Origin of the sequence: Mesorhizobium sp. M0894, from assembly GCF_040319725.1 — a bacterium.
Taxonomy (GTDB): Bacteria; Pseudomonadota; Alphaproteobacteria; order Rhizobiales; family Rhizobiaceae; genus Mesorhizobium.
The window spans coordinates 346,118-370,176 of record NZ_JAMYOG010000005.1; the positions used below are offsets into that span (position 1 = coordinate 346,118).

General features: G+C 56.5%; 27 protein-coding genes. 22 read left to right on the forward strand and 5 right to left on the reverse strand.

Annotated features, from left to right (window positions below; genetic code table 11):
* Window positions 1–53 precede the first annotated feature (53 nt).
* The 3 genes from NKH91_RS13115 to NKH91_RS13125 all read left to right on the forward strand — a co-directional run bounded on the left by NKH91_RS13115 (window position 54) and on the right by NKH91_RS13125 (window position 923).
* The gene (locus NKH91_RS13115) at window positions 54–236 is read left to right on the forward strand and encodes a hypothetical protein (RefSeq protein WP_031194824.1); all 183 of its coding nucleotides are present in this window, start codon (window positions 54–56) and stop codon (window positions 234–236) included.
* Between the two features lie 180 nt (window positions 237–416).
* Complete coding sequence (locus NKH91_RS13120) at window positions 417–584, forward strand: hypothetical protein (protein WP_352484420.1); 168 nt, start codon at window positions 417–419, stop codon at window positions 582–584.
* 168 nt (window positions 585–752) lie between these two features.
* Complete coding sequence (locus NKH91_RS13125; protein ID WP_352484421.1) at window positions 753–923, forward strand: hypothetical protein; 171 nt, start codon at window positions 753–755, stop codon at window positions 921–923.
* A 385-nt stretch (window positions 924–1,308) separates the two neighbouring features.
* On the opposite strand, the gene NKH91_RS13130 is transcribed toward NKH91_RS13125, so the two are convergent.
* A complete protein-coding gene (locus NKH91_RS13130) occupies window positions 1,309–1,716 on the reverse strand; it encodes a hypothetical protein (protein WP_352885176.1) in 408 nt (135 codons plus the stop codon).
* On the opposite strand from NKH91_RS13130, the gene NKH91_RS13135 reads away from it, so the two are divergent.
* Together NKH91_RS13135 and NKH91_RS13140 are read left to right on the forward strand one after the other, a co-directional pair.
* Window positions 1,715–2,494: a glycosyltransferase family 9 protein gene (locus NKH91_RS13135; RefSeq protein WP_352885269.1), complete on the forward strand. Its 780-nt coding sequence runs from the start codon at window positions 1,715–1,717 to the stop codon at window positions 2,492–2,494. The two genes, NKH91_RS13130 and NKH91_RS13135, sit on opposite strands and share 2 nt — an antisense overlap.
* A 139-nt stretch (window positions 2,495–2,633) precedes the next feature.
* On the forward strand, window positions 2,634–3,371 hold the full coding sequence (locus NKH91_RS13140) for a polysaccharide deacetylase family protein (protein ID WP_352885178.1): 738 nt from the start codon (window positions 2,634–2,636) through the stop codon (window positions 3,369–3,371).
* Here the strand turns inward: NKH91_RS13140 and NKH91_RS13145 are convergent, their stop codons facing one another.
* Window positions 3,372–3,761 (reverse strand): DUF427 domain-containing protein, encoded by a 390-nt coding sequence (locus NKH91_RS13145; RefSeq protein WP_352885179.1) that lies wholly within the window; start codon window positions 3,759–3,761, stop codon window positions 3,372–3,374.
* Window positions 3,762–3,886: 125 nt separating this feature from the next.
* Window positions 3,887–4,273 carry a hypothetical protein gene (locus NKH91_RS13150; RefSeq protein ID WP_352885180.1) on the reverse strand — a complete coding sequence of 129 codons (387 nt, stop codon included), beginning with the start codon at window positions 4,271–4,273 and terminating at the stop codon, window positions 3,887–3,889.
* Window positions 4,274–4,450: 177 nt separating this feature from the next.
* On the opposite strand from NKH91_RS13150, the gene NKH91_RS13155 reads away from it, so the two are divergent.
* Window positions 4,451–6,079, forward strand: a complete 1,629-nt coding sequence (locus NKH91_RS13155) for a fatty-acid--CoA ligase (RefSeq protein ID WP_352885181.1) — start codon at window positions 4,451–4,453, stop codon at window positions 6,077–6,079.
* 83 nt (window positions 6,080–6,162) lie between these two features.
* Window positions 6,163–6,948, forward strand: a complete 786-nt coding sequence (locus tag NKH91_RS13160; RefSeq protein WP_352885182.1) for a DUF1499 domain-containing protein — start codon at window positions 6,163–6,165, stop codon at window positions 6,946–6,948.
* Between the two features lie 12 nt (window positions 6,949–6,960).
* On the opposite strand, the gene NKH91_RS13165 is transcribed toward NKH91_RS13160, so the two are convergent.
* Window positions 6,961–7,869 (reverse strand): MBL fold metallo-hydrolase, encoded by a 909-nt coding sequence (locus NKH91_RS13165; protein ID WP_352885184.1) that lies wholly within the window; start codon window positions 7,867–7,869, stop codon window positions 6,961–6,963.
* A 113-nt stretch (window positions 7,870–7,982) separates the two neighbouring features.
* Between NKH91_RS13165 and NKH91_RS13170 the strand changes: the two genes are divergently transcribed.
* The 13 genes from NKH91_RS13170 to NKH91_RS13230 all read left to right on the forward strand — a co-directional run bounded on the left by NKH91_RS13170 (window position 7,983) and on the right by NKH91_RS13230 (window position 21,606).
* Entirely contained in the window at window positions 7,983–8,573 is a 591-nt protein-coding gene (locus NKH91_RS13170; protein WP_352885186.1) for a biotin transporter BioY, read from the forward strand.
* A 365-nt stretch (window positions 8,574–8,938) separates the two neighbouring features.
* Window positions 8,939–9,598, forward strand: coding sequence for a transcription termination/antitermination protein NusG (gene nusG / locus NKH91_RS13175; protein ID WP_352950974.1), 660 nt, complete (start codon window positions 8,939–8,941; stop codon window positions 9,596–9,598).
* Window positions 9,599–9,744: 146 nt separating this feature from the next.
* Window positions 9,745–11,064: a UDP-glucose dehydrogenase family protein gene (locus tag NKH91_RS13180; protein ID WP_352885190.1), complete on the forward strand. Its 1,320-nt coding sequence runs from the start codon at window positions 9,745–9,747 to the stop codon at window positions 11,062–11,064.
* 40 nt (window positions 11,065–11,104) lie between these two features.
* Window positions 11,105–12,382 carry a sugar transferase gene (locus tag NKH91_RS13185; protein WP_352549040.1) on the forward strand — a complete coding sequence of 426 codons (1,278 nt, stop codon included), beginning with the start codon at window positions 11,105–11,107 and terminating at the stop codon, window positions 12,380–12,382.
* A 153-nt stretch (window positions 12,383–12,535) separates the two neighbouring features.
* The gene (gene gmd, locus NKH91_RS13190; RefSeq protein WP_352885192.1) at window positions 12,536–13,630 is read left to right on the forward strand and encodes a GDP-mannose 4,6-dehydratase; all 1,095 of its coding nucleotides are present in this window, start codon (window positions 12,536–12,538) and stop codon (window positions 13,628–13,630) included.
* Window positions 13,631–13,651: 21 nt separating this feature from the next.
* Window positions 13,652–14,425 (forward strand): glycosyltransferase family 2 protein, encoded by a 774-nt coding sequence (locus tag NKH91_RS13195; RefSeq protein ID WP_352885194.1) that lies wholly within the window; start codon window positions 13,652–13,654, stop codon window positions 14,423–14,425.
* 154 nt (window positions 14,426–14,579) lie between these two features.
* Complete coding sequence (locus tag NKH91_RS13200) at window positions 14,580–15,197, forward strand: rRNA adenine N-6-methyltransferase family protein (protein ID WP_352885196.1); 618 nt, start codon at window positions 14,580–14,582, stop codon at window positions 15,195–15,197.
* A gap of 144 nt (window positions 15,198–15,341) precedes the next feature.
* The gene (locus tag NKH91_RS13205; protein WP_352885198.1) at window positions 15,342–16,079 is read left to right on the forward strand and encodes an FkbM family methyltransferase; all 738 of its coding nucleotides are present in this window, start codon (window positions 15,342–15,344) and stop codon (window positions 16,077–16,079) included.
* 28 nt (window positions 16,080–16,107) lie between these two features.
* Window positions 16,108–16,998, forward strand: coding sequence for a hypothetical protein (locus tag NKH91_RS13210; protein WP_352885200.1), 891 nt, complete (start codon window positions 16,108–16,110; stop codon window positions 16,996–16,998).
* Window positions 16,999–17,094: 96 nt separating this feature from the next.
* Window positions 17,095–18,504 carry an oligosaccharide flippase family protein gene (locus tag NKH91_RS13215; protein WP_352885202.1) on the forward strand — a complete coding sequence of 470 codons (1,410 nt, stop codon included), beginning with the start codon at window positions 17,095–17,097 and terminating at the stop codon, window positions 18,502–18,504.
* A gap of 158 nt (window positions 18,505–18,662) precedes the next feature.
* Complete coding sequence (locus tag NKH91_RS13220; protein ID WP_352885204.1) at window positions 18,663–19,871, forward strand: O-antigen ligase family protein; 1,209 nt, start codon at window positions 18,663–18,665, stop codon at window positions 19,869–19,871.
* Window positions 19,868–21,052 carry a glycosyltransferase family 4 protein gene (locus NKH91_RS13225; protein ID WP_352885206.1) on the forward strand — a complete coding sequence of 395 codons (1,185 nt, stop codon included), beginning with the start codon at window positions 19,868–19,870 and terminating at the stop codon, window positions 21,050–21,052. The genes NKH91_RS13220 and NKH91_RS13225 overlap by 4 nt, the downstream gene beginning before the upstream one ends.
* A 212-nt stretch (window positions 21,053–21,264) precedes the next feature.
* Window positions 21,265–21,606: an LbetaH domain-containing protein gene (locus NKH91_RS13230; protein WP_352885270.1), complete on the forward strand. Its 342-nt coding sequence runs from the start codon at window positions 21,265–21,267 to the stop codon at window positions 21,604–21,606.
* 12 nt (window positions 21,607–21,618) lie between these two features.
* Here the strand turns inward: NKH91_RS13230 and NKH91_RS13235 are convergent, their stop codons facing one another.
* On the reverse strand, window positions 21,619–22,527 hold the full coding sequence (locus NKH91_RS13235; protein WP_352885208.1) for a hypothetical protein: 909 nt from the start codon (window positions 22,525–22,527) through the stop codon (window positions 21,619–21,621).
* Between the two features lie 372 nt (window positions 22,528–22,899).
* Between NKH91_RS13235 and NKH91_RS13240 the strand changes: the two genes are divergently transcribed.
* Both NKH91_RS13240 and NKH91_RS13245 read left to right on the forward strand, forming a co-directional pair.
* Complete coding sequence (locus NKH91_RS13240) at window positions 22,900–23,073, forward strand: acyltransferase (RefSeq protein WP_352885271.1); 174 nt, start codon at window positions 22,900–22,902, stop codon at window positions 23,071–23,073.
* Window positions 23,074–23,115: 42 nt separating this feature from the next.
* The gene (locus NKH91_RS13245; protein WP_352885210.1) at window positions 23,116–24,045 is read left to right on the forward strand and encodes a glycosyltransferase family 2 protein; all 930 of its coding nucleotides are present in this window, start codon (window positions 23,116–23,118) and stop codon (window positions 24,043–24,045) included.
* The last annotated feature ends 14 nt before the right edge of the window (window positions 24,046–24,059 follow it).

Genomic DNA, 24,059 nt, shown 5'->3' on the forward strand with positions numbered 1-24,059 from the left:
AGCGGGCCGCAGCGGTTCTATCGTTCGTACCTTGGGGGGTAGGGGGAGGACACGTGACGATAAGAATCAGGCTTCCGGGCGGGACTTTGAAGATCAAGAAGAGGGACGAGCTGCGGCGTCGCGAGCAGAAGCGCGAGGTGCCGGTTTGGCAGGTCGGCAATTATTTCGTCATCTGGTGGCCGAGCGGCATGTCCGATCGCCCATCCTCGCCCAACAAGTCCTCGCCCAGGAAATAGCCCCCGCACCCGACGATCCCGGCTGGGCATGACGCCCCGGTGCAGGATCAGGAACCGCCGTGCGCGCCGAAACCTCCGAAGACCGCTCGCCAGATCCCAAAAATAGTCAGCGGGCAGGCGTTGACTCTTCCGAGACGGAAGGTCTCTTGTGCTGCATTGCACAATGGGGCGACGGAATCGATGGCGGTGCGTATCAGGATGCCTGGCGGCACGCTGAAGGTGAAGGTGTATCGCGAATTGCGCGATCGCGAGCGCGCCCGCCGCATACCCGTCGTCAAGATCGGCCGGGTTTATTTCACCTGGTGGTCGAACCGCCAGCGCCTGATTGACGATCAGTCGCCGGGGTGACGCAGCAATTCTTCCGGCCTGGCATGCGCCTGGGAAGGCCGCGCGGAGCCTCTGCAGGCGAGCTCGCAAAATAAGTTGATGACGCTGCCGTTGACTCTTCCGTGACGGAAGGTCTCTACTTACCGCATTGCACGAAGATTGCTGCGTTGCACAACGGGAGTTGGACCGATGGCAGTGCGTATCAGGTTGCCTGGCGGCACTCTGAAGATGAAGACCTATCGTGAGTTGCGAGCCAGGGAACGCGACCGCCGCGTGCCTGTGATGAAGATGGGCTCGCTGTATTTTGTCTGGTGGTCGAAGTCTCAAGGCCAGGAAAAGCCACAGGGCAACTCTCACTAGTGGGTCATGTAGCTTGATCCCTGGGGGCGCACACAACGGCGGAAGCATCGGGTGGCAATAGTCTTCGTGAGACCGCTTTGACCAATCTTTTGTATGTGTGTTCCACGAAGTGTGCCGCGGGCGGGTGCGAACAAAGCTTGCATCTGACTGCTTGAGATTAATCGGTTGCTGGCACGGTGGACGTGATCCTTCACGTGCCGGTAAAGACGCGAAGCAGGCACTGTTACCTTGCGCTTTGATGGCGCTTTTGGGATCGCCGCGTCGACTTTGATCTGCTCGATCCGGAACAGATGTGCCGCGCAATCGGCTGCGCAGGCTGCAAAGAACGGCCGCAGTATGCGTTGGAATCCACCCAGTATCTGACCTTACCGATTTGTAACCAAATTCACGCGAACGTGCGCGTGACGGCTCCAAATCCCGACATCGTTTCTGCCCAGTTTCCGGCTCCCGAACCCCCGGTGCCAGAAAACAGATGTTGCAGAACCCGCGCACAAACGTCCGCTCGATTCTCATCCTCCAGACGAAATTCATCGGCGATCTTGTCCTCGCCTCCGCGCTCGCCAGTAACCTGCGCCTCCAATATCCAAGGGCCAGGACAGTGTTCCTTTGCGAGGCGAGCTTTGCCAGTTTCCTGGTGGCTCATGGCCTCGCCTCGGACGTGGTGGCTTTCCGGCGCGTACGGATGCGTGGTACCCCTCTGGAGCGAGGCCGCGAGCTTTACGCGATGGTGCTCGCGCTCCGCCGCTTCCGGCTTGACCTGACCATCGACCTGTTCCAAAACCTCACGCATCATCGTCAGGCTCGTCAACGCCAAGACCCGCGTCGGATATGATCCTCCCGAAAAACCGTTGCGCTGGCTGGAAAGTCAGCCCGCAAACGTTGCAGCCAAGCCGTTTGGCTTTGGTCGCCAGCATTATCTCTACCGCTATCTTTCGCCGCTTGAGGCGCTTGGCGTGGAGTTGCGTGCGCAGGTCCCAACGATTGAGCCGCTGCCGTTGGAGACCGCCAGGGCATTGGCGCTTCTCGACCGGGATCATAATCGGCGTAACGCCTTCATAGCCGTTCATGCGGGAGCGAGCTTCGGGGGGCAGCGATGGCAGCCGGAACGTTTTGCGCTGGCGATCGACGAGATTTCGCGGCAGACCGGGTTGGACTTCCTGCTTGTCGGCGGCCCCGATGAACGGGCATCTGCCGAGCGCGTCATCGCCAAGGCCGCTTCGCCGATCGTCAACATGGTCGGGGCGCTGTCGCTTGCAAGGCTGCTGGCGGTCCTCGGACAGGCACGCCTGTTTCTCGGCAACGAGAGTGGCCCGATGCACATGGCCGCCGCCGCGGGAACGCTGGTTGTCGGCCTCTTCGGCCTGACCGACCCGGCCGTGTGGGGTCCTGTCGGCGTGGCCAATGTTACGCTGCGGCCCTCCATGCCTTGCGAGTGCATAGCCAAGGACCTGTGGCGCCGGCCCGATCCGAGCAAGGCTTGCAGCGTCTGGCGGCTAGAGGTCAAAGCGGTTGTCGACGCGGTGCGCGCGATCCTTTCACGTACGGTTAAGGACGTGGAGCACGCATTGTGACCTCGCGCTTGCCAAAGGTCAGGCCGGCGGTAAATTGCCGCTGCCGACGCTTTTGCAGGGGCATCGTCCCGATTTCCGCCTTGATGCGGGTCCTGGGGTCGCCGCTTCACTCTTGATCTGGCCGACCTGGAAATAATCAATGCGCCTGTTCCAAAAGCATTTTTGCGCAGTTGCGATATCGCTGTGGGCTGTCTCTCCCGGCAACGCCCAATTGCTTGTCGAACCGACGCTGCACATCAAGCCCGAAGCAGGCAGCGGCCGCGTCGCGCTGACGTTCGATGCCTGCGGCGGCAAGACCGACACGCGGATTCTCTCGGCGCTGGTGGAAAACAAGATTCCCGCCACCATTTTCGTCACCGGCATCTGGCTCAAGCACAATGCCGCCGCCGTCGAGATCATGCGGGCCCATCCCGAACTGTTTGAATTGGAAAACCATGGCGGCCGCCACGTCCCAGCCGTCGACACGCCGCAAAAGATCTACGGCATTCGCAGTGCCGGCAGCCCGCAGGCCGTGCTGGCCGAAGTCGAATCCGGCGCCGCCGCTCTTGCCGTGACCGGCGAACCGGCGCCGAAATGGTTTCGCGGCGCAACCGCCGAATACAGCCCGTCGGCAATCGCGATGATCCGCAAGCTTGGCTTCAAGATCGCCGGATTCTCGATCAACGGCGACGGCGGCTCATTGCTCGGTGCAAAAGAGACCGCCCGGCGCATTGCCGCGGCAAAGGACGGCGACGTCATCATCGCTCACATCAACCAGCCAACCCATGCGGCCGGCGAAGGCGTGGTGCAAGGCCTCCTGGCGCTGAAGCGCAAGGGTCTCACCTTCGTGCGGCTGGACGATGTCGACGGCATCGGCGATGAAGGCACCACCGACTGATCAGCCGGGCGTGGCCTCGATGGTCACCTTGTTTGGATAGAACGCGCCGTGATCGCGGATCTCCGCCATCTCGTCGAAGGGCCGCTCATAGGCCCACATCGCATCCTTGCCAGCATCGCCGGCGGGCAGCACGCTCCAATAGCTGGCATCGCCCTTGTAGGGGCAATGGGTCGAGAGCTCGGTCTTGCCAAGCTGTTTGAAGTCGATGTGGTCGAACGGAATGTAGAAAACAGGGGGGTAGGGCGGTTCGGTCAGCACCTTGACCTTGCTGGACGAGGCGATCACTAGGCCGCCGACGCGCACCGTCACGGTGCCGTTGTAAGGCTCGACGGTGATGATCTTGCCGGGATTGCGCTGAAAGCCGGGTGCCGGGTTTGCGATCTGGTCCATGTCGAATCTCCTTGCCTCAACCCCAAGATGTGTCTGGCAAGAGCCTTGCGCAAGACCTGCCTGCCACCAGGCGGGCGTCGCTCGCGGGGGGAAGTCTCGCCTCTTTCTTCCGCTTCGCCGAAAACTCAGGCGGCGGCCTGGAATGCGTCCATCAGCCCGGCATAGGCGGCGGCAATGCCGGCCACCGGATTGGTGCTTTTCGAGGTGGTCTCGACCTTCAAAGCACCACCGTTGGTCGGCAAGGTGAGCAACAGGAACTGGCGATTGCCGCCATCGCCGACCGATGCGGCGGCAACGTGCTGCGCTTCGCCCTCGTTCTCGACGCACATCTTGAACAAGAGCGTGCCGCCGACAGCTTCGAGGGCGCCGCCGACGACCTCGACGAATTCATCTTCGGAAACGGTTTTGGCGTCAGGCACCAGATCGGCCGGCGCCACATCGGTCGCCACCAGATCAGCCAGGCTTTCGGCAAGCGTATCTTCGAGGGCTTTGTCGTCGAGCTGCGCGTCCATGCGAACCTCTTTCATTCGCCAATCGCGCCCCACCTATTAATCAACGTTAACGCCGAGCATGGCCGGATTGTGGCGAATTCGGCCTCATTTCGGTCTATGCACCGCTCCAGCCCGGTCATGGCTGGACAATCCGCCGGTTCGTTCCACAATGGCGCAAAAAATAACGGGAGGAACAAAATGCGCGGGCTGATGCAGGAATGGCCGCTGCTTTGCCACAAGCTGATCGACAACGCCGAGAGGCAGCACGGCCGACGCGAGATCGTGTCGCGCTCGATCGAGGGGCCGATCGTGCGCACCACATATGCCGAAATCCATCACCGTGCCCTGAAGGTCGCCGAGAGGCTCGAGCGTGACGGCTTCGGGCTTGGCGACCGCATCGCCACACTGGCCTGGAACACCGCGCGCCACATCGAGGCCTGGTACGGCATCATGGGTGTCGGCGCGATCTATCACACGCTCAATCCAAGGCTCTTTCCCGAGCAGATCACCTGGATCATGAACAATGCCGAGGATAAGGCGATCTTCGTCGACCTGACCTTCCTGCCGCTGCTCGAAAAGATCGCCGGCGCGGTCAAATCGCTGAAGCAGGTTATCGTGCTGACTGACAAGGCGCATTTACCGGAGACTGCGCTACCCAAGGTCGTCGCCTATGAAGAATGGCTTGCTGAAGCCGCCGGCAACTTCGCCTGGAAGACATTCGATGAAAACACCGCCGCCGGCATGTGCTACACCTCGGGCACGACGGGCGACCCGAAGGGCGTCCTCTACAGCCATCGTTCGAACGTGCTGCACGCCATGATCGCCGCGATGCCCGACGCCATGGGCCTGTCGTCACGCGATACCATATTGCCGGTCGTGCCGATGTTTCACGCCAATGCCTGGGGCCTTGCCCAGAGCGCGCCGATGATTGGCGCCAAGCTGGTCATGCCCGGCTGCAAGATGGATGGCGCTTCGATCTACGAGCTGCTCGACACCGAGAAGGTGACCTTCAGCGCCGCCGTGCCGACGGTGTGGATGATGCTCCTCCAGCATCTGGAAGAGACCGGCAAGAAACTACCCTATCTGCAGAAAGTCGTCATCGGAGGCGCGTCCTGTCCACGCGCGATCACGACGAAGTTCCAGGACAACTACGATGTCCAGGTCGTCCACGCCTGGGGCATGACCGAGATGTCGCCGGTCGGCACGCTGTGCACCCTGAAGCCGGACTATGCCGGGCTGAAGGGCGACGCCCGCCTCGCCGTCCAGCAGAAGCAGGGCTTTACGCCGTTTGGCATCGAAATGAAGGTAACGGACGACGACGATAACGAACTGCCATGGGACGGCAAGACCTTCGGCCGACTCAAGGTCCGCGGGCCGGCCGTCGCGCGCGCCTATTATGGCGGCATCGGATCCGAACAGTTCGATGAAGACGGCTGGTTCGATACCGGTGATATCGCGCATATCGACCCCGGCGGCTATATGCAGATCACCGATCGCGCCAAGGACGTGATCAAGTCGGGCGGCGAATGGATCTCGACCATCGAGCTCGAGAACCTCGCGGTCGGCCATCCGGACGTGGCGGAGGCCGCCGCCATCGGCATTCCGCATTCCAAATGGGGCGAGCGGCCTTTGCTCGTGGTCGTCCGCAAGCCGGGTAGGGAGCCGACCAAGACGGACATCCTCGCCTTCATGGACGGCAAGGTGGCGAAGTGGTGGATGCCGGACGACGTCGCCTTTGTCGGCGAAATCCCACACACCGCTGCCGGCAAGATCCAGAAGATTACCTTGCGTCAGCAGTTCCGGGATTATCATCTGCCGACGGATTGACCGGAGATGCGGCGTCTTTGCGCCTTCAAGCCGCCGCTGAAAGGCACTATGCCTTTGTTCGGGTTGGGGCAGCGCGGAAAGCAATGACGGTAATTGCCGAGCGACAGACATCGAGGGCTGCCGGTTGGTCGCGGCGCACCGGCGCTTTTTCGGCGGTCCTGCTGCTGACGGTGCTCATCGGCTACCGATATGACCTCGTCGAGACGCCGACATTCCTGTGGGTGCTCGGCATTGTCGCGTTGCTGTCCGCGTTTGCGCTTCTGTTCGCCGGGTTTGCCTTTGCGCGATTGTGGAATTTCGGTGATCGCGGCGGCCACGACCTGACTGCCGGCGCCTTGCTGGCGCTTCTGGTGCTCATCCCTTACGCCGTCGCGGCCTATTGGGCAGCGACCTATCCGCCGCTGCGCGACATCTCGACGGATTTCGACGACCCGCCGGCGCTCGATATTTCTACCCGGACAATGGATATGAACGAGCTTTTGCCGCTGACGCCCGGCGAGCAGCGCCTGCAAACCGAAGCTTATCCGCTTGTTACCGGACGCAGCTACACCTTGCCTTTCGATCGCGTTCTGGAGGCGGTCAAAACCGTGCTCGATCGGCGGGGTTGGCAGCTCGCGGCGCCATTTCCCGACGCAGCAGGGCAGAGCGACGTGACGGTCGATGGGCTGGCCAAGAGCTTCCTGCTTGGCCTTCCCGCCGATGTCGCCATCCGCGTGACCGACGATGGCGACGCGGTCATCGTCGATATGCGCTCGGCCTCCCGTTACGGCCGCTATGACCTTGGCGACAATGCAGCGCGCATCATCGATTTCCTTGCCGAGCTCGACCAGGAAGTCGCCGGCCAGGTGGGCGTGGCGCCGGCGGAATGATATTTGATCCTATTACTTTGCCGGCGCAAACATGCCGTCTATGGCCGGCGCGCCATTGGTGCGGACCAAGCCACGCGTCACCAGATCTTCCAGGTGGGCGAGCACCGACAGGCCGGCCGCGCCATGCAGACGCGGGTCGGTGTCGCGATAGATCGCCTCCACCATGTCCTTGATCGTCCGGTCACCGCTATTGATCCGCTCCAGAATCGCCCGTTCGCGCATTTTGCGATGCGTTTTCAACCCGCGCATGAAGTTGCGCGGCTCGGTCACCGGCCCGCCATGGCCGGGCAGCAGCAGCCGGTCGTCGCGTTCGATCAACCGATCGAGCGATGTCATGTAGTCGGCCATGGCGCCGTCCGGCGGCGCGACGATGGAAGTCGACCACGCCATGACGTGATCAGCCGAGAAAAGGATGCCGGTTCCTTCCAGCGCGAAGGCCGCGTGATTGGCGGTATGGCCGGGCGTCAGCACCGTCCGGATCGCCCAGCCATCACCGTCGATCACCATATCATCCGGCAGCGCGACGTCTGGAACGAACTCGATGTCGGCGCTCGCATCGAGCGGATTGACCTCGCCGGTGCGCAACGGCCGCGCCGGGCGATGCCGGCCTTCCGCCAGAACCGCCGCACCGGTGTGCTGCTTCAGCCGCGCCGCGAGTGGCGAATGGTCGCGATGCGTGTGACTGACGAAGATATGGCTGACCGGCCTGGTCCCGATCGCTTCGAGCAGCGTTCGAAGATGTGCGTCGTCATCCGGACCCGGATCGATCACCGCCAGCGTCTCGCGTCCGACGATATAACTGTTGGTTCCGTGAAAGGTGAACGGGCTTGGGTTCGGGGCCGTGATCCGAAGCACGTCTGGCGCAACGGTCACGCCCCGACCATAGGCCGGGTCGAAGCTGGTATCGAATTTCAGCGCCATAGCGACGTCGCGACCTTTTTTGGGGGAGGGCAAAACCGATTGCCGCATAGCACGGAAGCCAATATAGGAAAACGCAAGGCCGCGTTCGGCGGCAATCCGGAACGGGGAAGACCATGGCTATTTCAACGACGATGCGTCCGCTTATTTCTCTCGCTCTGCCTGAAAAGGGCGCGGCCCGGCTGGCGGGACAGCTTTTGCTGGCGATCGCCGGAACGCTGCTGCTGATCTTGTCGGCCAAGACGAAGGTTATGCTCGGACCGGTCGATATCTCGATGCAGACGCTCGCTGTCTTTCTGATCGCCGCCGCCTTCGGAATGCGCCTCGGCGTCGCCACGCTGCTTCTCTATATGGCCGAGGGCGCATGGGGCGTTCCGGTCTTCCAGAGCACGCCGGAAAAGGGCATCGGCATTGCCTACATGCTCGGTTCGACCGGCGGTTATCTAGCCGGCTTCGTCGTCATGGCGGCGATCGTCGGCTGGGCTGCCGACCGTGGCTGGGATCGCCATCCTATCAAGCTCTTCAATGCGATGCTGGTGGCCGAGATCGTCATGATGGCGATGGGCTTTGCCTGGCTGGCGCTGTTGATCGGCCCGGAAAAGTCCTGGCAGTTCGGGGTGGTGCCCTTTATGGTCGGCGATCTGATCAAGGTTGCGCTGGCCGCGAGTCTGGTGCCCGCCATCTGGTCGCTGCTGAAGCGTTCGTGAATCCGGTCAAGGAGATAAAGCGAAGGCAGAAGCCGGTTAAGTGCCATGACCTGACCTGTGACTTACCGGCAATCTAAGTGACGGCCTTTCGAATCAGCTTTTATAGCAAACTAGAATGGCTCTGCAGGTAATCCTGCCGCCAGCGGGCATCTGCGGCGCAACGACATGCTGGCGACCCGTCACATTAGCTTCAAGTCGGTGGACTAAGCACCAGAACAACCGGGGACCGCCGCGCCAATGTAACCAAAGAGCTACGCGTCACAGCGAATTGCCCGATATCGCATGTCGGGCAGCTGAAAAAGAAAGCGGCCCGATGATTATTTAGGCATAGCTAATTTCATGAACAATTTGCAGGTAATTTTTCTATGAACCACCCTGATTCACGCGGCATGGGTGCTTGCTGGCATCGACACACTGTCGTAACCCTTGGCGCCGATATGCCCGCCCTGAGAGGGAGACACGTGATTAGCGCGGAAAAAACAACGAGTAAGGCGACCATCCTGTCGCAAGAGCCGACAGTCGCGCCGGCAACCCGCTGGTACGCGGCCAGCGTCTTTCCTGGAAAGGAGCATGTCGCCGAACGGCATCTCCGGATCCAGGGATTTCAGCCGTTTGTGCCTCGCTACGAGAAAACCGTCCGACATGCCCGGCGGCTCGAAACCCGGTCTGCGGCGTATTTCCCGGGTTATATGTTCATCGCACTTGACGTTGCGCTGCAACGTTGGCGCTCGGTCAATGGAACATTCGGTGTGCGTTCCCTCGTCACGCAAGGCGACCGGCCTTTGCCGGTCCCCTCGGGTCTGGTAGAGCGTTTCATTGCGTTGACCGGTAAGGACGGGCTGCTTGATTTCAGCGACAGCCTCGCAGCCGGCGCTTCGGTCCGGATCCTGTCAGGCCCTTTCGCGGAAATGATCGGTCGCCTTGACCGGCTCGATCCAGCCGGAAGGGCTCGGGTTCTGGTTGCCATCATGAATGGCGAGATCCCTGTCGATCTGGATGCCAGGGATCTAGTAGCCATCGCGTAGTCGCAAGCGTAAGGCGCGGCGAGGCGATGTAAATTGTTGTAGGATCGGCTCTCGGGTTTTCACCCGGGAGTGCGGTAGCCGTCGTTAATGGGGATACGCGCTGTGTGGCGAAGTTGCCTCATCGGCGCTGATTGAGAGTACGCAATATGCGAATAACAATGATTGGTGCCGGCTATGTAGGGCTCGTCTCGGGCGCCTGTTTCGCCGATTTTGGCCATCAGGTCTGCTGCGTCGATCGTGATGCGGAAAAGCTTGCCATGCTCAAGCTTGGCAAGATACCGATCTACGAGCCAGGGCTCGACGATCTCGTCACGACCAACACCCTGCAAGGTCGCTTGCGATTCGACGACAATCTGGCGGATGCGGTTTCTCAATCGGATGTCGTCTTCATCGCCGTGGGCACGCCGTCGCGGCGTGGCGACGGTCATGCCGATCTGTCCTTCGTCTACGACGCGGCCGCTGAAGTCGGCCGCGCGCTCAAAGGATTTACGGTCGTGGTGACGAAGTCGACCGTCCCCGTCGGTACCGGCGATGAGGTGGAACGAATCATACGCGAGCAAAATCCCGACGCCGATTTTGCGGTGGTTTCCAATCCGGAGTTTCTTCGCGAAGGATCGGCGATCGAGGACTTCAAGCGGCCCGATCGCATCATTGTCGGGACCGATGCCGAAAGGGCCAAAGCGGTGATGGGCGAGATCTACCGCCCGCTCTCGCTGAACGTCGCTCCGATTTTCTATACGAGCCGGCGTACGGCGGAACTCACCAAATATGCCGGCAACGCGTTTCTTGCCATGAAGATCACCTTCATCAACGAGATTGCCGATCTTTGCGAGCGGTTGGGAGCCGATGTCCAGGACGTCGCGCGCGGCATCGGCATGGACAATCGCATCGGCGCAAAGTTTCTTCATGCCGGGCCGGGCTACGGCGGCTCCTGTTTCCCGAAAGATACGCTGGCGCTGGTCAAGACCGCGCAGGACGCGGCAAGCCCCGTGCGGCTTATTGAGACGACGGTCTCGATAAATGACCAGCGCAAGCGGGCGATGGCGCGCAAAGTGGTCGTGGCCTGCGGCGGCTCTGTGCGCGGCAAGACTGTCGGTATCCTCGGCCTTACGTTCAAGCCCAACACCGACGACATGCGCGACGCCCCCTCATTGGCCATCATTCAGGCACTCCAGGACGCAGGCGCTTCGATCAAGGCGTATGATCCGGTCGGCATGGAGCAGGCACGCAAGATGATAGAGGGCATTGAATTCGGGGAAAGCGCCTACGCGGTGGCCGACGGCTCGCATGCGATCGTCATCGTCACAGAATGGAACGCCTTTCGGTCGCTGGATCTGAAGCGGCTCCGTGCAATTATGGCGACACCGGTAATGGTCGACCTTCGAAACGTCTACCGCGGCGAGGACGTCGTGAAGGAAGGCATCGCCTATTCGAGCGTTGGTCGAGAGCGGCACCTTGTAAGGTGAACGTCCAGGTTTCCATGGGACCCGGGTTGCGGGATTCAATTTGAGCACCACCACTGTCCAATTGCCCAATCGAAGGCATCTGCTGCTCCGGATGCGCTTTCAGCTGCTTGGCGGATTGACATTCGCTATCCTGCTGCCTGCGCTGATCCGCATGTCGTTTGATCAACAGGTTATCCTGTACTCAAACTTGCAGGTTACGATCGTCGCGGCAATCATCGCTCACACGACAGGCTACTTCCTCTACAAGCGCATCGGCAATTTCCCAGGCGTCGCGGCGGCTGGCTACATTCTGCCAACTTTCGCGCTGACCTATGGCCTTGTGTTCGTCACTATCTTCTTCTTCAGATTTGACTACAGCCGATTCCAGGCCGCCGCGAGCTTCATCCAGTCAACATTGTGGTACTTTGGCCTGAGCCTGGCCACGCGACGGCTCGATGCATATCGCCTGGCGATAATTCCTGGCGGAGATGTCGACAGGCTGGAGACAATACCGGGTGTGAGCTGGCATAGGATCCATTCGCCCGATACGGTTGTCGAATACGCGAGCGGCGTCGTGGCCGATCTTAGGGCCGATCTTTCAGATGAATGGGAGCGGTATATTGCGGACCGCGCGCTGTCGGGAACACCAGTTTATCACGTCAAGCAAATCAGCGAATCGCTCACAGGCAGAGTGGAGATCGAGCATCTTTCTGAAAACACTCTAGGCTCCTTGAATCCAAACCAGGCTTACCTGAAAATAAAACAGTCGGTAGACTGGGCATCTGCGTTATTTGTGCTTGTTGTTTTCTCGCCATTGCTGTTGTTTGTGGCGATTGCTGTAAAGATCGATTCGCCTGGACCCGCACTATTTAGACAGAAGCGGATGGGCTACGGAGGGCATCCCTACGAGGTCTACAAGTTTCGAACGATGAAGCTCAGCGACACGGCTGTCGACGAGAAGGAAGCGGCCATCACGAAGGCCGGCGACACACGCATCACCCGTTTGGGGCAGTTCCTCAGAAAATCCCGGATCGACGAATTGCCGCAGGCCTTCAACATCGTGCGCGGCGAGATGAGCTGGATCGGTCCGCGGCCGGAAGCACTCGTACTTTCGAAGTGGTACGAGGCCGAACTGCCATTCTACCGGTACCGGCACATTGTTCGACCTGGGATTACCGGATGGGCGCAAGTCAACCAGGGCCACGTTGCGGCTGTTGACGACGTCCTGGAAAAGCTTCACTACGACTTCTACTACATCAAGAACTTTTCTCCTTGGCTCGATGTGCTGATTGTATTTCGAACCATCCGAACCATGCTGACAGGGTTTGGCGCACGTTGACAAGGGTGACAAAGATCTAGTCCACGCAGCCCTGCCGCCGCTCACGAGTTTCGCGGGTGGGATAAGCACCACTCTTGGAAAATGGGCATCTGTTCAAAAGCTACGCTGATCGGCGTTTGAAGATCGCGTCGTATCGATCTCGGAGAAAGCACAATGACTAGGAAGACCGCGCTCATTACCGGCATCACCGGCCAGGACGGCGCCTATCTGGCGGAACTTCTCTTGGCAAAGGGCTATGATGTCCATGGCATCAAGCGCCGGTCGTCGTCCTTCAATACGGGCCGTATCGATAATCTCTACCAGGATCCGCATGAAAAGAACGTAAGGCTGTCGCTGCACTATGGAGACATGACCGACGCAACCAACCTCATCCGCATCGTGCAGGAAGTGCAGCCCGACGAGATTTATAATCTTGCCGCGCAGTCGCATGTTCAGGTGAGCTTCGAGACCGCGGAATATACGGCGAATGCCGACGCGATCGGCACATTGCGCCTCCTTGAAGCCATCCGGCTGCTTGGCCTGACAAAAAAGACGCGTTTCTATCAGGCATCGACGTCCGAGCTCTATGGCAAAGTGCAGGAGATCCCGCAACGCGAGACGACGCCTTTCTATCCTCGGTCGCCCTATGCGGCCGCAAAGATCTATGCGTATTGGATCACCGTGAATTACCGCGAAGCTTACGATATCCACGCTTCCAATGGCATCCTATTCAATCACGAGAGCCCTATGCGCGGCGAGACGTTCGTCACCCGCAAGATCACGCGCGCGGCGGCCGCGATAAGCCTCGGCCTTCAGGACAAGCTCTATCTCGGCAATCTGTCGGCTGAACGCGATTGGGGCCATGCCCGCGACTATGTCGAAGGCATGTGGAGAATTCTCCAGCATGACGTGCCAGACGACTATGTCCTTGCAACCGGGGTGAAGAACTCGGTCCGCCGCTTTGTCGAGCTTGCATTCAATGAGGTCGGAACCGAGATCCAATGGGTTGGTTCCGGCATCGATGAAAAAGGCATCGACGCGAAATCCGGCGCCGTTCTGGTCAAGGTGGATCCGCGCTATTTCAGACCGACCGAAGTTGAGCTTCTGATCGGCGACGCTTCGAAAGCGGAGCGCGTTCTCGGGTGGAAGGCGACGACGTCGCTGGCGACAATGGTCCAGGAAATGGTCCAGTCCGACCTCGAAACGGTAAAGCGGGAATCCGAGCACCGGCGCCTTGACGAAGATCGGATGCGTGTTGCGGCACAATAAGGAAGGTTGGGCCGCCTGGACATGAAAATCTCGGTCTTGACCGTCTGTTGGAACTCAGCGGCGACAATCGGGCATACCATCGATAGCTTCTTGGTCCAGGATCATGGCGACAAGGAACTAGTGATCGTTGACGGCAATTCGTCGGACGAGACGTTGTCAATTGTCCGGTCTTACCCGCAGGACCAGATCCGGCTGGTCAGCGAGCCCGACAGCGGAATGTATGATGCCCTCAATAAGGGGCTGCGCCTCTATACCGGAGACGCGGTAGGCGTGCTGAATTCAGACGATTGCTTTCATGATCATACGGCGCTGGGACGGATCTCCGCAGGCCTCGCAAAGGCCGATATCCTGCATGGCGACCTGGATTTTGTCGAAGACCATCTGAGCAAGCGGATCGTGCGCCGTTGGCGTGCTGCGGCTCGACCCGGCAAGGGCTTTCGGACCGGATGGATGCCGGCCCATCCAACATTCTACGTCAAGCGCAATGTTGCCGACGCGGTCGGTGCATTCGACCTCAGCCTCAAAGTTGCATCGGACTATGATTGGATGCTGAGAGCTGTTGAACTCCACGGATTCCAAACTGATGCCACCAGCCATGTGCTGGTGGACATGATGGTTGGTGGGGCCAGCACGCGAAGCCTTGTCTCGCATATCAGGCACAATCTGGAAGCGCTTCGGTCGCGCCGCCGCTGGCTGGGGTCAGGTCCTCTCGACTACGCGCTTGTTGCCAAGCCGGCGCGGAAGCTAGGGCAGTTTTTGTCCAAACCACGTCGAAGCAATAATCGTTCCGCTTGAAAGGCGACAGTTCGGCTCCTTGCGAGGCGGCCGGTTTCTCGATCCGTCCTGAAGCAATGCCTAGCGATGGAGTCCAACACGTTATATGGATCCTCAACCATGAATGGCCATGAATTGAACAATCAACAATGTCCCAAATTGCAGAACCTCGATCATGAATGAGCCAAAGAGCATCTTCGAGCCGATCGGAGGCTATGTCCTTGATGTCGTTGCAAAACTGCGCAACCGGCAGTTTGTTCCGCACTCGCTGACGAAGCTTCACAATATGAAAACGTGCAGGGACATGACAGGCGCGACGACTGCGGTAGAGATTGGCTCCTACAAAGGGATCACAACGAAGCGTCTCTCTTACCTTTTCGATAAGGTGATCTCGGTAGAGATTGACGAAGCTCTTTACCAGCAGGCCAGCAAGCGCTGTGCGAGGCGGAAAAACGTGGAGCTGCTGCTGGGGGACGGCGCAAAGCTGCTTCCAGAAATAGCTGCGCGGGTGCGAACAGCGCTTATTTTTCTGGACGGTCATTTTAGTGGCGGCCTTACCGGTCAAGGTGACGAACCGGAGCCTGTATTGAAGGAACTGGATCTCATCCAGGCAAACTTGGACCACTTCTGTGCGGTCATCGTGGACGATTTCCGTCTGTTTGGCGTCGAGCCCGGATGGCCGCGAAAAGCCGAAGTGATGCAGAAGTTGGAAGATGTTTTGCCGACGAGCGAATGGGCTCACAGCGTCCTGAACGATCAGTTCATAGCAGTCCGTAAAAAATCGGCAAAATGACGAGCGAGCATTGCATCTCGTCGCATCCAAAACAGGTCGGAGTCAGTGCGTATCCAAACGCCGTGGAGCGACCTGGGCAAATATGCTCTTCGTGATAGCGCGTTCAGCAATTCAACTCACAGGTAGCAAACAAGGAACCATTTCATGAGGGTGAATCTGGCGATCGCAGCGCAGCGATTTTTCGGTCTATTCGGCTACCATTTGAGAAAGCTTGATCGCGGCGTTCACATCGATGACTCTATGGAGGAACAATTGCGTCTCGTAGGTGACGCAGTGTCCACGATTTTTGAAGTTGGCGCTGCCGACGGACGTGACACGAGCACCTATGCAAACAGATGCCCTAAGGCGACAGTTCACGCCTTCGAACCATTGCCAGAAAACTTTGCGAAACTTAGCGCTGTCGCTGAGCGTGAGCCGCGAATCGTTCCGGTCAACATGGCCGTCTCTTCAAAGGAAGGAATATCTTCCTTCCATGTCACCGCGCTGCCAGACGCCAGTTCCCTCTTTAGTCCGAGATCTACCGGTTCAACATTTGACAAATATATGTTAGAAGAGAACGTGGTAGAAGTGAACGTTACGACCTTGGCTGAATATTGCAAAAAGAAGGGCATAAAAGACATAGACCTGCTAAAGATGGATGCGCAAGGGTCCGAGCTAAACATCTTGAAGAGCGCAGAGCATCTAATCAAGGAGAAGCGAATAAAGCTTATATATTCTGAGGTTTTATTTATGAAGATATACGAAGGATGCTGCCAATTTCATGAGGTGACAGCATATCTAGATCGATTCAATTATCGACTGCATGCGATATACAACCAACATCATAATCAATCTGGCCAACTGGCCTGGGCTGATGCCATCTATCTACCGAATATTGACTGACGCGCCGATTTGGATAAGGCAGGCGGTCATGACACATCTCTATGGATATCCGGATATCGGCCGCTTCGGTCTCGGCCACAGCATGCTAGCCTGGGCGCGTTGCGAGATATGGTGTCGAAACAACAATGCGCGGATGCTCGGGCCGCGCTGGTTGCGCCCGCGCATCGGCCCCTATTTGCGCCGTGAACGGGACAGGCGCGAATATTTCAAGCTTTTTACCAATGATGGCTATGTGGGAGAGCCGTGGCGCACGGTGCTTCTCGCGACGGCGCGCAAGATTCCGGCAGATGCCGCTGAGCCTGCGGAATATACGGGGAGGAACACCGTTGTGGTCTTCAAGAACACAGGGACCTCGAACTTCGAAAGTCATTTCCATGAAGTCCGCGGCCACGGGCGCGTGCTGTACGAAGCATTTCGCCGGATCACCCGCAAAAAGTACCTGCCGCACGCGCCGGTGACACCTTTCGTGGCCGTCCATGTGCGACTTGGCGACTTTACCCGCTTCGATCAGAGCAGGGTCAAGGCGGGAACGCACAACAACCGGCTTCCAATCGAATGGTATTGCGATAGCCTTACCGCGCTTCGCGAGGGACTGGGAACAAACATACCAGCTCGCGTCTTTTCTGATGGAAGCGATTCCGAACTTCTTCGGCTGCTTGGTCTGCCGGACGTACGGCGAGCAGATGATGCGGAATCGGTCACGCATATGCTTGAAATGGCTCAGGCAAGTGCGATCATCGGAGCTGGCTCGAACTTCAATCTGTGGGCTGCCTTTTTTTCGCAGGTTCCGCGGATTACTTACCCAGGCCAGGCGATCGTAACAGTGAACGACGATCCCTCCTGCGAAACGAGCTTCCTCGACAACATTCCGCTTCCTGATTTGTTTATTGACCATGTCAGGAGACAATTCCCGCAATGAGGGGCGTGAGGCAAATCGGGCTGATTGATTTGACGTCCCTAGTTTGGATGACGTCCGCCCGAGGAGCTTCAGCCAGACTGCAGATGGATCGCAGCTTTGAGTGAGTATCTAGAAAATGCTGTTCGGCTTTTGCGTGAGGCCCCGAGCGGCATTTTGCGAAAAGGGCTTGGGCGAAATTCGGCGCTGTCGTTCGCCCAAGGCGCGGTCGGAACAATCTGCTATTTTCTTGTGTACCGCCTACTGATTGCCGAAGCGGGGACCGAAGTATTGGGCCTCTGGTCACTGACTGTTGGGATTGTGGCATTCGGACGACTAGCTGATGTCTCGGGCGGAGCAGGTCTGTCGAGGATGGTAGCCATCGCTGATCACGATAGTGAAAGTGCTGCCGTTTACATTGACACCGTTACAATAGCTACAGCGATTTTATATACGGCGATCATATTGGCTACTTTAATTCCATTCAGCAGAATGGTAGTTGCAAGTATCGAAGATAGATTTCACGAAATCGGGCAATGGCTCGTCGTTGCCACTTCTATGTCGCTTTTCTTGAATGTCATGGTTAGTAGTCAGCTGAGCGCTCTAGATGGATTGCATAGATCAGACATCAGATCAATTATTCAAATCTGCGGATTTCTTATATTCATTTTATTGAGCTACGCGCTTATCCCGCATATCGGCGTAAAGGGTATGGCGTTGTCACAAGTAGCACAGTTTGTTCTTGTTCTTGTGCTAGCAAGGGCTGTTTTGGTCGCGAAGATATCTGGGTTAGGCTTTGTTCCAATGCAGTTCTCACGCAAAGCGTTTTTGGAAACGATGAGCTATGGAATAAAGTTGCAGGTTACATCACTAGCAGGGCTAGTGTTTGATCCGCTGTCTCGAATTATGATCAATCACTTCGGAGGGCTGTCGGTCCTTGGTATTTACGATCTTGCTTACAAGATAACAGCGTACACTCGTATGCTCATAGTGTCAGCTTCGATGCCGCTCATCCCAGAATTCTCAAGGCGCTATATACATGATCGGGCAGCCGGCAAGAATCTTGTGAATACGGTCTTTCCGAAGTTTGCCGCTTTGACTGCCTTGGCTTTCGGTATGACCTGTCTCTGTGCCCCCTTGGTTTCCTATTTTGTGTTGTCGCAGATATCATCGATTTTCATCATTAACGTCGCTGTGCTTAGCATTGGATGGTACATCTCGACCCTTGGTAATGTGATCCAATTGTATGCGCAGGGAGCAGGGATGCTGCGCTGGAACATTGCTGGCCAGTGGGCTATCGCGGCAGGAAGCGTCATCTTCGGGTACATAGCTGGGGAAGCCGGCTACGGTGCTTATGTTGCAGTTGGGGTTGCGGCCGCTGTCGCCTTCGGCTCCCTGGTCGGGATCGTTGGAAATCTGCGCCTTTATGGGCTAAACGTTAATCTCGTGCCTTTGACACGATCGTCGCTGCTGTCGTTGGCTGTGTTCATTGGCTCGCTTGGTTTCTTGTGTGTGGTGGCCTGGCGGTGAGATGCGCGCGTTCCCAAAAGTAGCCATAGTCATTTTGTATGAAAGATGACGGGCGGTCGTGGACACGAGCAGAAAACTCTTAGCCGAGAGCGAAAGTGGTTAACTTAAAAGACCCATATATCCTGCTATGCCTTACGGGCATTTTTGGGTTTCCACTCTTGGCGGCGACGATGGAGTTTGTGAGTCCCGGTAACGCGAGTGTATCGATAATTTTTCGCGGATTCGTGTTAGCACTCTCAATACTTGTTATTTGGGGTGGATACCGCTTCAGAAAAAACGCTATATTCAACGTCGATATTGCATTGTTTATGGCGTTTTGGGTCGTCTATTTCTTCCGCATTCTTAATGATACTATTCTGCAGGACGTTCCACTCGGCAGACCACGGTGGTTCTATTGGGTCTGGGCATTCGGCGTCTGTTTTGCTCCAGCTTTAGCCCTTATTCTCCCTCGGCAATGGGTTAAATTCGATGCCCTGGGAGTTGTGCTGCTCTATGCCGGCGCAATTTGCAGCGTGCTCATATTGGCAAAAGGGAACTTCGACTTTGTTACGAGTTCGGGAGATGTCGTTGACGGCGGAAGGCTGAACGTTTCAGCCCTCAACCCGATCTTCGTTGGACACGTTGGAGCATCCTCTTGCTTGCTGGGTGCCTGGATGTTTTTCAAGGCATACCTTCGTGGCTCGGGCTGGATATCGAAGGGAATTGCGGTCTTGGCGATGATAGCTGGCACCATTGTGCTCATTAAAGCGGACTCGCGAGGTCCGCTTGCAGCTTTGCTTGTGGTTTCGCTTTTTTGTCTGGCGTCGCTGCGGATGTCCAAACTAATTGTCGCATCATTATTCGCGCTATCCGTCGGCATCATCTTCATGCAAATGGGTGTCATTGACAATCAATTGTTGGACTCTGTGGGGCTAAGCCGTGTCTCCGCCTCGTTTTCCGACGAGCTTGACATATCTGCCAGGCAACGGCAGGTAAGTGCTCATTCCGCTTACAATCAGTTTTTAGAGAATCCGATCGTTGGAGACGCTCTCGAGGAGCGGACTACGCTGTTCTATCCGCACAATGTCGTGATTGAGAGCCTAATGGCAACTGGTATACTCGGCGGGGTCCCCTTTATTGTACTTCTATTCCGAATTTCATTTCAATGTTGGAAACTGCTGCGGGCAGGCGACTCAAATGCCTGGGCATGTCTGATATTTCTGCAGTACCTGGTCGGAGCACAATTTTCCGGATCGTTGTACACCTCGTATACGATGTGGGCATCTCTTTCTATGGTCTCGCTTCTGTTCCAACAGAGATGGTTTCCCTACAGGTATATTCGCCCGCTGCTTATTCCGAGATCGGCGCAGCCTTTGGTTAACCAATGATTCAATTTCGAAATTTGCGAGGCAGCAGGGTCAAAGGTACTCAAGCTGTGGTCTCTGACGGTAAAGTGACAACGAATATGGGCAGCCGAGAACGTGTTGCGGTAGTGTATTCACATTTTCCGCACTACAGAGAAGCGATATTCAATGAGCTGAATAAGAGCGAAAAATACAGCTATACGTTTTTTGTCGGATCAAAGAACAGATATGACTTAAAATCTGGGACAAGATTAGGTGGAATTATTCTCGTAAATCAAATGGTCATTGGACCTTTCACGATTCAGATTGGATTAATGAGAAAGCTCCTGGCGGGAAAATTTTCACACATAATATTTCTCGGCAATCCTTATATTTTAACAAATTGGCCTTATGCGCTACTCGCACGCTGGACGGGTTGTAAAGTTTACTTTTGGACTCACGGCTGGCTGAATGCAGAAGGTAAATTACGCCGCGTGTTGCGCAATTTATACTACAGGATACCGCACGGATTGATGCTATATGGAGTTCGAGCAAAGAGCATTGGCACCGGATTTGGATTTAAGGAAAGGAATATGCACGTAATCTACAACTCTCTCAATTATGAGTCGCAAAAGACAGAGAGAATTAGAATTGAGCGTGAGGATAACGATGGTTCGCACCTCAGCGATTACATAGTTTGTGTTGCTCGCTTAACCAGGGAGTTGAAGATCCATCAGGCCATCGAGGCCCTGAATGTTGTCTATCGAAACACGGGCAAAAGTATTGTGTTGCAGTTGATTGGAGATGGGCTCTTACGAGATGAATTGGAGGATTTAGCTAGAAAGCTAAACGTGAATGTAGTCTTCAACGGCGCCATCTATGATGAGCAACGCATCGCAGACATTGTCTATCACGCGCGAGCAATGGTTTCTCCGGGGAAGGTTGGTCTTACGGCGATGCACGGACTAGCCTACGGGATTCCAATAATCACGCATGGAAATTTTGACAATCAGATGCCAGAGGTGGAAGCGATTGAGCCAGGAATTACTGGTGATTTTTTCAAGGAAGACGACGTCGAAAGCTTGGCGGCTGTGTTGACGAAATGGATGGAAACACCACGCACGAGGAAAGAGAGATTGCGTGCCATTGCAACGATCGAGGATCGGTATACCCCCCGGTCACAAGTTCTGATGATCGAGTGCGCCCTGGCCTCCGGAGACCGTTGATGAGCGGAGGGTTTTTTGCTGCCCGCGTACGGCCGTTTATTCGGCAACTCCGTATGAGCTTCAATCGAATGAGGTATCGCGCGTTTTCCGTAGAAAGAACCAGCTATCTGGCCGCGGGTTCAGACATTAGCCGTGATCTTCAGATGGGCCCTTATGGCTATATAGGGCCACGGGCCAGAATTTGCGGATCTGTGGAAATGGGAAAGTATGTTATGATTGGCCCCGATGTAGCTATCGTCGGCAAAGAGCATAACTATGACAGGATAGGAGTCCCAGTAATATTCTCCGGGAGGCCTCCTTCGGAGAGAACATTAATCGGGAACGACGTCTGGATAGCGTCTCGGGCAACCATACTTGCAGGCGTGACCATTGGTGAAGGCGCTATTATTGCGGCCGGTGCCTTAGTTGTAAATGATGTTCGACCATATGAAATAGTGGGGGGGGTGCCTGCAAAAGTTATCGGTTGCCGATTTTCTAACGAGGAGGGAACAAGACATTCGGAGCTGCTTCGCGGACCCGCGCGCTTAGGAAAATTTGCTTCTCGGATAGTCTGAACAAAGCCGACGTTAACGGACCTTGCCTAATTCGCGCAAGAATCTCAAAGTGGCCTGCCACCACTCGGCGTTTTCGTCCCACTGCATCGGGCGATATGTTGGCCCCGGGGCGCTCGTTCCCCAGATGACGATCCCGTCAGCCAGTCTCCTGCAGGTATCCAGTTCGGCATACCAGAATTCGCCAGGCAGAAAAGCAAGGGTTTTTGGAAACTGGGGCCATAGGAAGCAGTAGACCGGTCTTCCTTGTGAAATTCTTCGCGCTTCCTCGATGTTGGCCTGCGCGTAGGTCACCCAAGCGTCTTGGTCGCCGTACGGGGTGTAGAGGGACGGAAAGAGCATATCGACATGGGGGATGAGGGCGGAAGCAATCTCGGTGTTTCGAGACCTCCATTCCTTGAGTCCATCCTCCCCTCGCGCGCCGATCGCACGCCAGTAGTCTGCAACTGGCAGGACGTTATAGAGCCCAAGCTTGAGGTTTGGATCTGCCTGCCTTATGGCACTGAGCGTCGCCTGATAGTTGGCGATCGACGAGTCACGATCCGCTTCGGTGCCTGTCAGCGGCCAGTGTTCAATATCGATGGCCAAATATTGGTTTTCTCTCGGAAGGGCGAGAGCTTTTCGCACCTGGTCAATCATGGGAACATTATATCCTAGAACGTGAGGATCGGCGATGGTGAGGTGCTCGAACCCGAACGACTGAAATTCGCGTGGTCCGCCGGAGAAAAACAGGTTCTCGAACAGCCTAAATGGGACGGGGGTCTGCGCCGTTGTCGGCAAGGAGGTAGCGGCTATGCACGTCACAAACAGGACCGAGAGCCTCAGCAGTTGGCGTCGCCAAGTTGAAAATCTTTGCAATAGTGAGCCCTGCATGGTTCGAACCTTTGATTTCAGATTCATCGTCACCCGATCAGAATAGGCCATGCCGAATTGACCCCACGACACCTCACGTTAGAAACGGTTCCCACGCCGGGCTTCAAAGACAAATCAAGACGACTGATTTGGCAAATTGTGGAAGCTACATTGTACAGATGGTCTCCCGTTCCGGCTCACGGCTGGCGCCGTTTCCTATTGCGACTCTTTGGCGCAACCGTAGCCAAGGGAGCTCATCCATACCCATCGGCACGTATTTGGGCGCCGTGGAACTTGCGTCTTGGTGCCGTGAGCAGCCTTGGGCCTAGGGTGATTTGCTACTCGGTTGGGCCGATTACGGTTGAAGACTACGTCACCGTGAGTCAAGGTGTACATCTCTGCGCCGCGACGCATGACTATCGGAATCCTGCGTTCCCCCTTGTCGTGGGAGCGATCTGGATTGAGGCAGGGGCGTGGATAGCGGCTGATGCGTTCATTGGCCCCGGAGTGCGTGTAGGGCGTGAGGCAATAGTAGGGGCGCGTTCGGTGGTCACAAAGGACGTCTCTGATAGAGCTATCGTAGTCGGCAACCCTTCCCGTCAGATAGCGTCCCGGTAGTCCGTTGCAATTTTTGTTCAAGCTACTAATGGCGTCCCCAGCATGATCGGCAATGACAAGCCTACGGCGGGAATCCACGGCGTGATTCTCACCTTAAATGAATCTATCCATATTGCCCGCTGCATAACGAGTATTAAAGATCAGGTCGAAAGCATCACTGTTATTGACAGCGGGTCCACCGATGAAACGGTCGAGATAGCTGAAAGGCTTGGCGCAGAGGTAATTCACCATCCTTGGGTAAATTATGCGACCCAACTGAATTTCGGCATTTCCGCACTTGCCGCCAAAGGCGGGTGGCTCCTTCGGATCGACGCGGATGAGGTCTTAGATCCAGCAACACCAAGTCGGCTTAACGAAGTTGTGTCGCAAGTTGGCTCCGATTGCGACGGCGTCCTAGTGCGGCGCCGAATATATTTCCTTGGCCGACGGATGAGGCACGGAGCAATTGAGCCCAGTTGGCAACTGCGGCTTTGGCGTAATGGCCGTGGGCGCTGCGAGCAGCGTTGGATGGATGAACATGTCATCGTAAATGGGAATGTCCAAAAGTCGGAGATAGTAATCTCAGATATCAATTTAAATTCCTTAACGTGGTGGTCAACGAAACACAATCAGTACGCCTCCAGAGAGGCCATCGATCTGCTCAACGCAAAATTCCAATTTTTAAAAGCAGATAAACTTCCAGCTTCGGGTTCTAGCCGTCAAGCGCGTGCGCGCCGTTTTCTTAAGGAAAAAATTTATTTACGGACCCCAGCCGGCGCTCGAACAATTGCTTACTTCATGTATCGGTATTTGTTACGCCTAGGATTTCTCGACGGCAAACCCGGGTTCTATTTCCACTTCTTGCAAGGGCTATGGTATCGAGGTTTGGTTGACGCCAAGGTCTTTGAGATAGAAGCACTCGCCGAGCAGAAAAATACGTCCATAGTGAGCGCCATCAAAGATCGCACCGGATTTATCGTAGACGATGGTTAGGGTAAATCTTAGTT

Bases quoted from the DNA above. Each gene is read 5' to 3' on its own strand.
- NKH91_RS13205 (WP_352885198.1), top strand. From the start codon at position 15,342: ATGAGGGTGAATCTGGCGATCGCAGCGCAGCGATTTTTCGGTCTATTC.
- NKH91_RS13210 (WP_352885200.1), top strand. From the start codon at position 16,108: ATGACACATCTCTATGGATATCCGGATATCGGCCGCTTCGGTCTCGGC.
- NKH91_RS13230 (WP_352885270.1), top strand. From the start codon at position 21,265: ATGATTGGCCCCGATGTAGCTATCGTCGGCAAAGAGCATAACTATGAC.
- NKH91_RS13125 (WP_352484421.1), top strand. From the start codon at position 753: ATGGCAGTGCGTATCAGGTTGCCTGGCGGCACTCTGAAGATGAAGACC.
- nusG (WP_352950974.1), top strand. From the start codon at position 8,939: ATGAACCACCCTGATTCACGCGGCATGGGTGCTTGCTGGCATCGACAC.
- NKH91_RS13165 (WP_352885184.1), bottom strand. From the start codon at position 7,869: ATGGCGCTGAAATTCGATACCAGCTTCGACCCGGCCTATGGTCGGGGC.
- NKH91_RS13235 (WP_352885208.1), bottom strand. From the start codon at position 22,527: ATGGCCTATTCTGATCGGGTGACGATGAATCTGAAATCAAAGGTTCGA.
- NKH91_RS13130 (WP_352885176.1), bottom strand. From the start codon at position 1,716: ATGATGCGTGAGGTTTTGGAACAGGTCGATGGTCAGGTCAAGCCGGAA.
- gmd (WP_352885192.1), top strand. From the start codon at position 12,536: ATGACTAGGAAGACCGCGCTCATTACCGGCATCACCGGCCAGGACGGC.
- NKH91_RS13120 (WP_352484420.1), top strand. From the start codon at position 417: ATGGCGGTGCGTATCAGGATGCCTGGCGGCACGCTGAAGGTGAAGGTG.
- NKH91_RS13180 (WP_352885190.1), top strand. From the start codon at position 9,745: ATGCGAATAACAATGATTGGTGCCGGCTATGTAGGGCTCGTCTCGGGC.
- NKH91_RS13225 (WP_352885206.1), top strand. From the start codon at position 19,868: ATGATTCAATTTCGAAATTTGCGAGGCAGCAGGGTCAAAGGTACTCAA.
- NKH91_RS13145 (WP_352885179.1), bottom strand. From the start codon at position 3,761: ATGGACCAGATCGCAAACCCGGCACCCGGCTTTCAGCGCAATCCCGGC.
- NKH91_RS13170 (WP_352885186.1), top strand. From the start codon at position 7,983: ATGGCTATTTCAACGACGATGCGTCCGCTTATTTCTCTCGCTCTGCCT.
- NKH91_RS13140 (WP_352885178.1), top strand. From the start codon at position 2,634: ATGCGCCTGTTCCAAAAGCATTTTTGCGCAGTTGCGATATCGCTGTGG.
- NKH91_RS13245 (WP_352885210.1), top strand. From the start codon at position 23,116: ATGATCGGCAATGACAAGCCTACGGCGGGAATCCACGGCGTGATTCTC.
- NKH91_RS13150 (WP_352885180.1), bottom strand. From the start codon at position 4,273: ATGGACGCGCAGCTCGACGACAAAGCCCTCGAAGATACGCTTGCCGAA.
- NKH91_RS13200 (WP_352885196.1), top strand. From the start codon at position 14,580: ATGAATGAGCCAAAGAGCATCTTCGAGCCGATCGGAGGCTATGTCCTT.
- NKH91_RS13160 (WP_352885182.1), top strand. From the start codon at position 6,163: ATGACGGTAATTGCCGAGCGACAGACATCGAGGGCTGCCGGTTGGTCG.
- NKH91_RS13155 (WP_352885181.1), top strand. From the start codon at position 4,451: ATGCGCGGGCTGATGCAGGAATGGCCGCTGCTTTGCCACAAGCTGATC.
- NKH91_RS13195 (WP_352885194.1), top strand. From the start codon at position 13,652: ATGAAAATCTCGGTCTTGACCGTCTGTTGGAACTCAGCGGCGACAATC.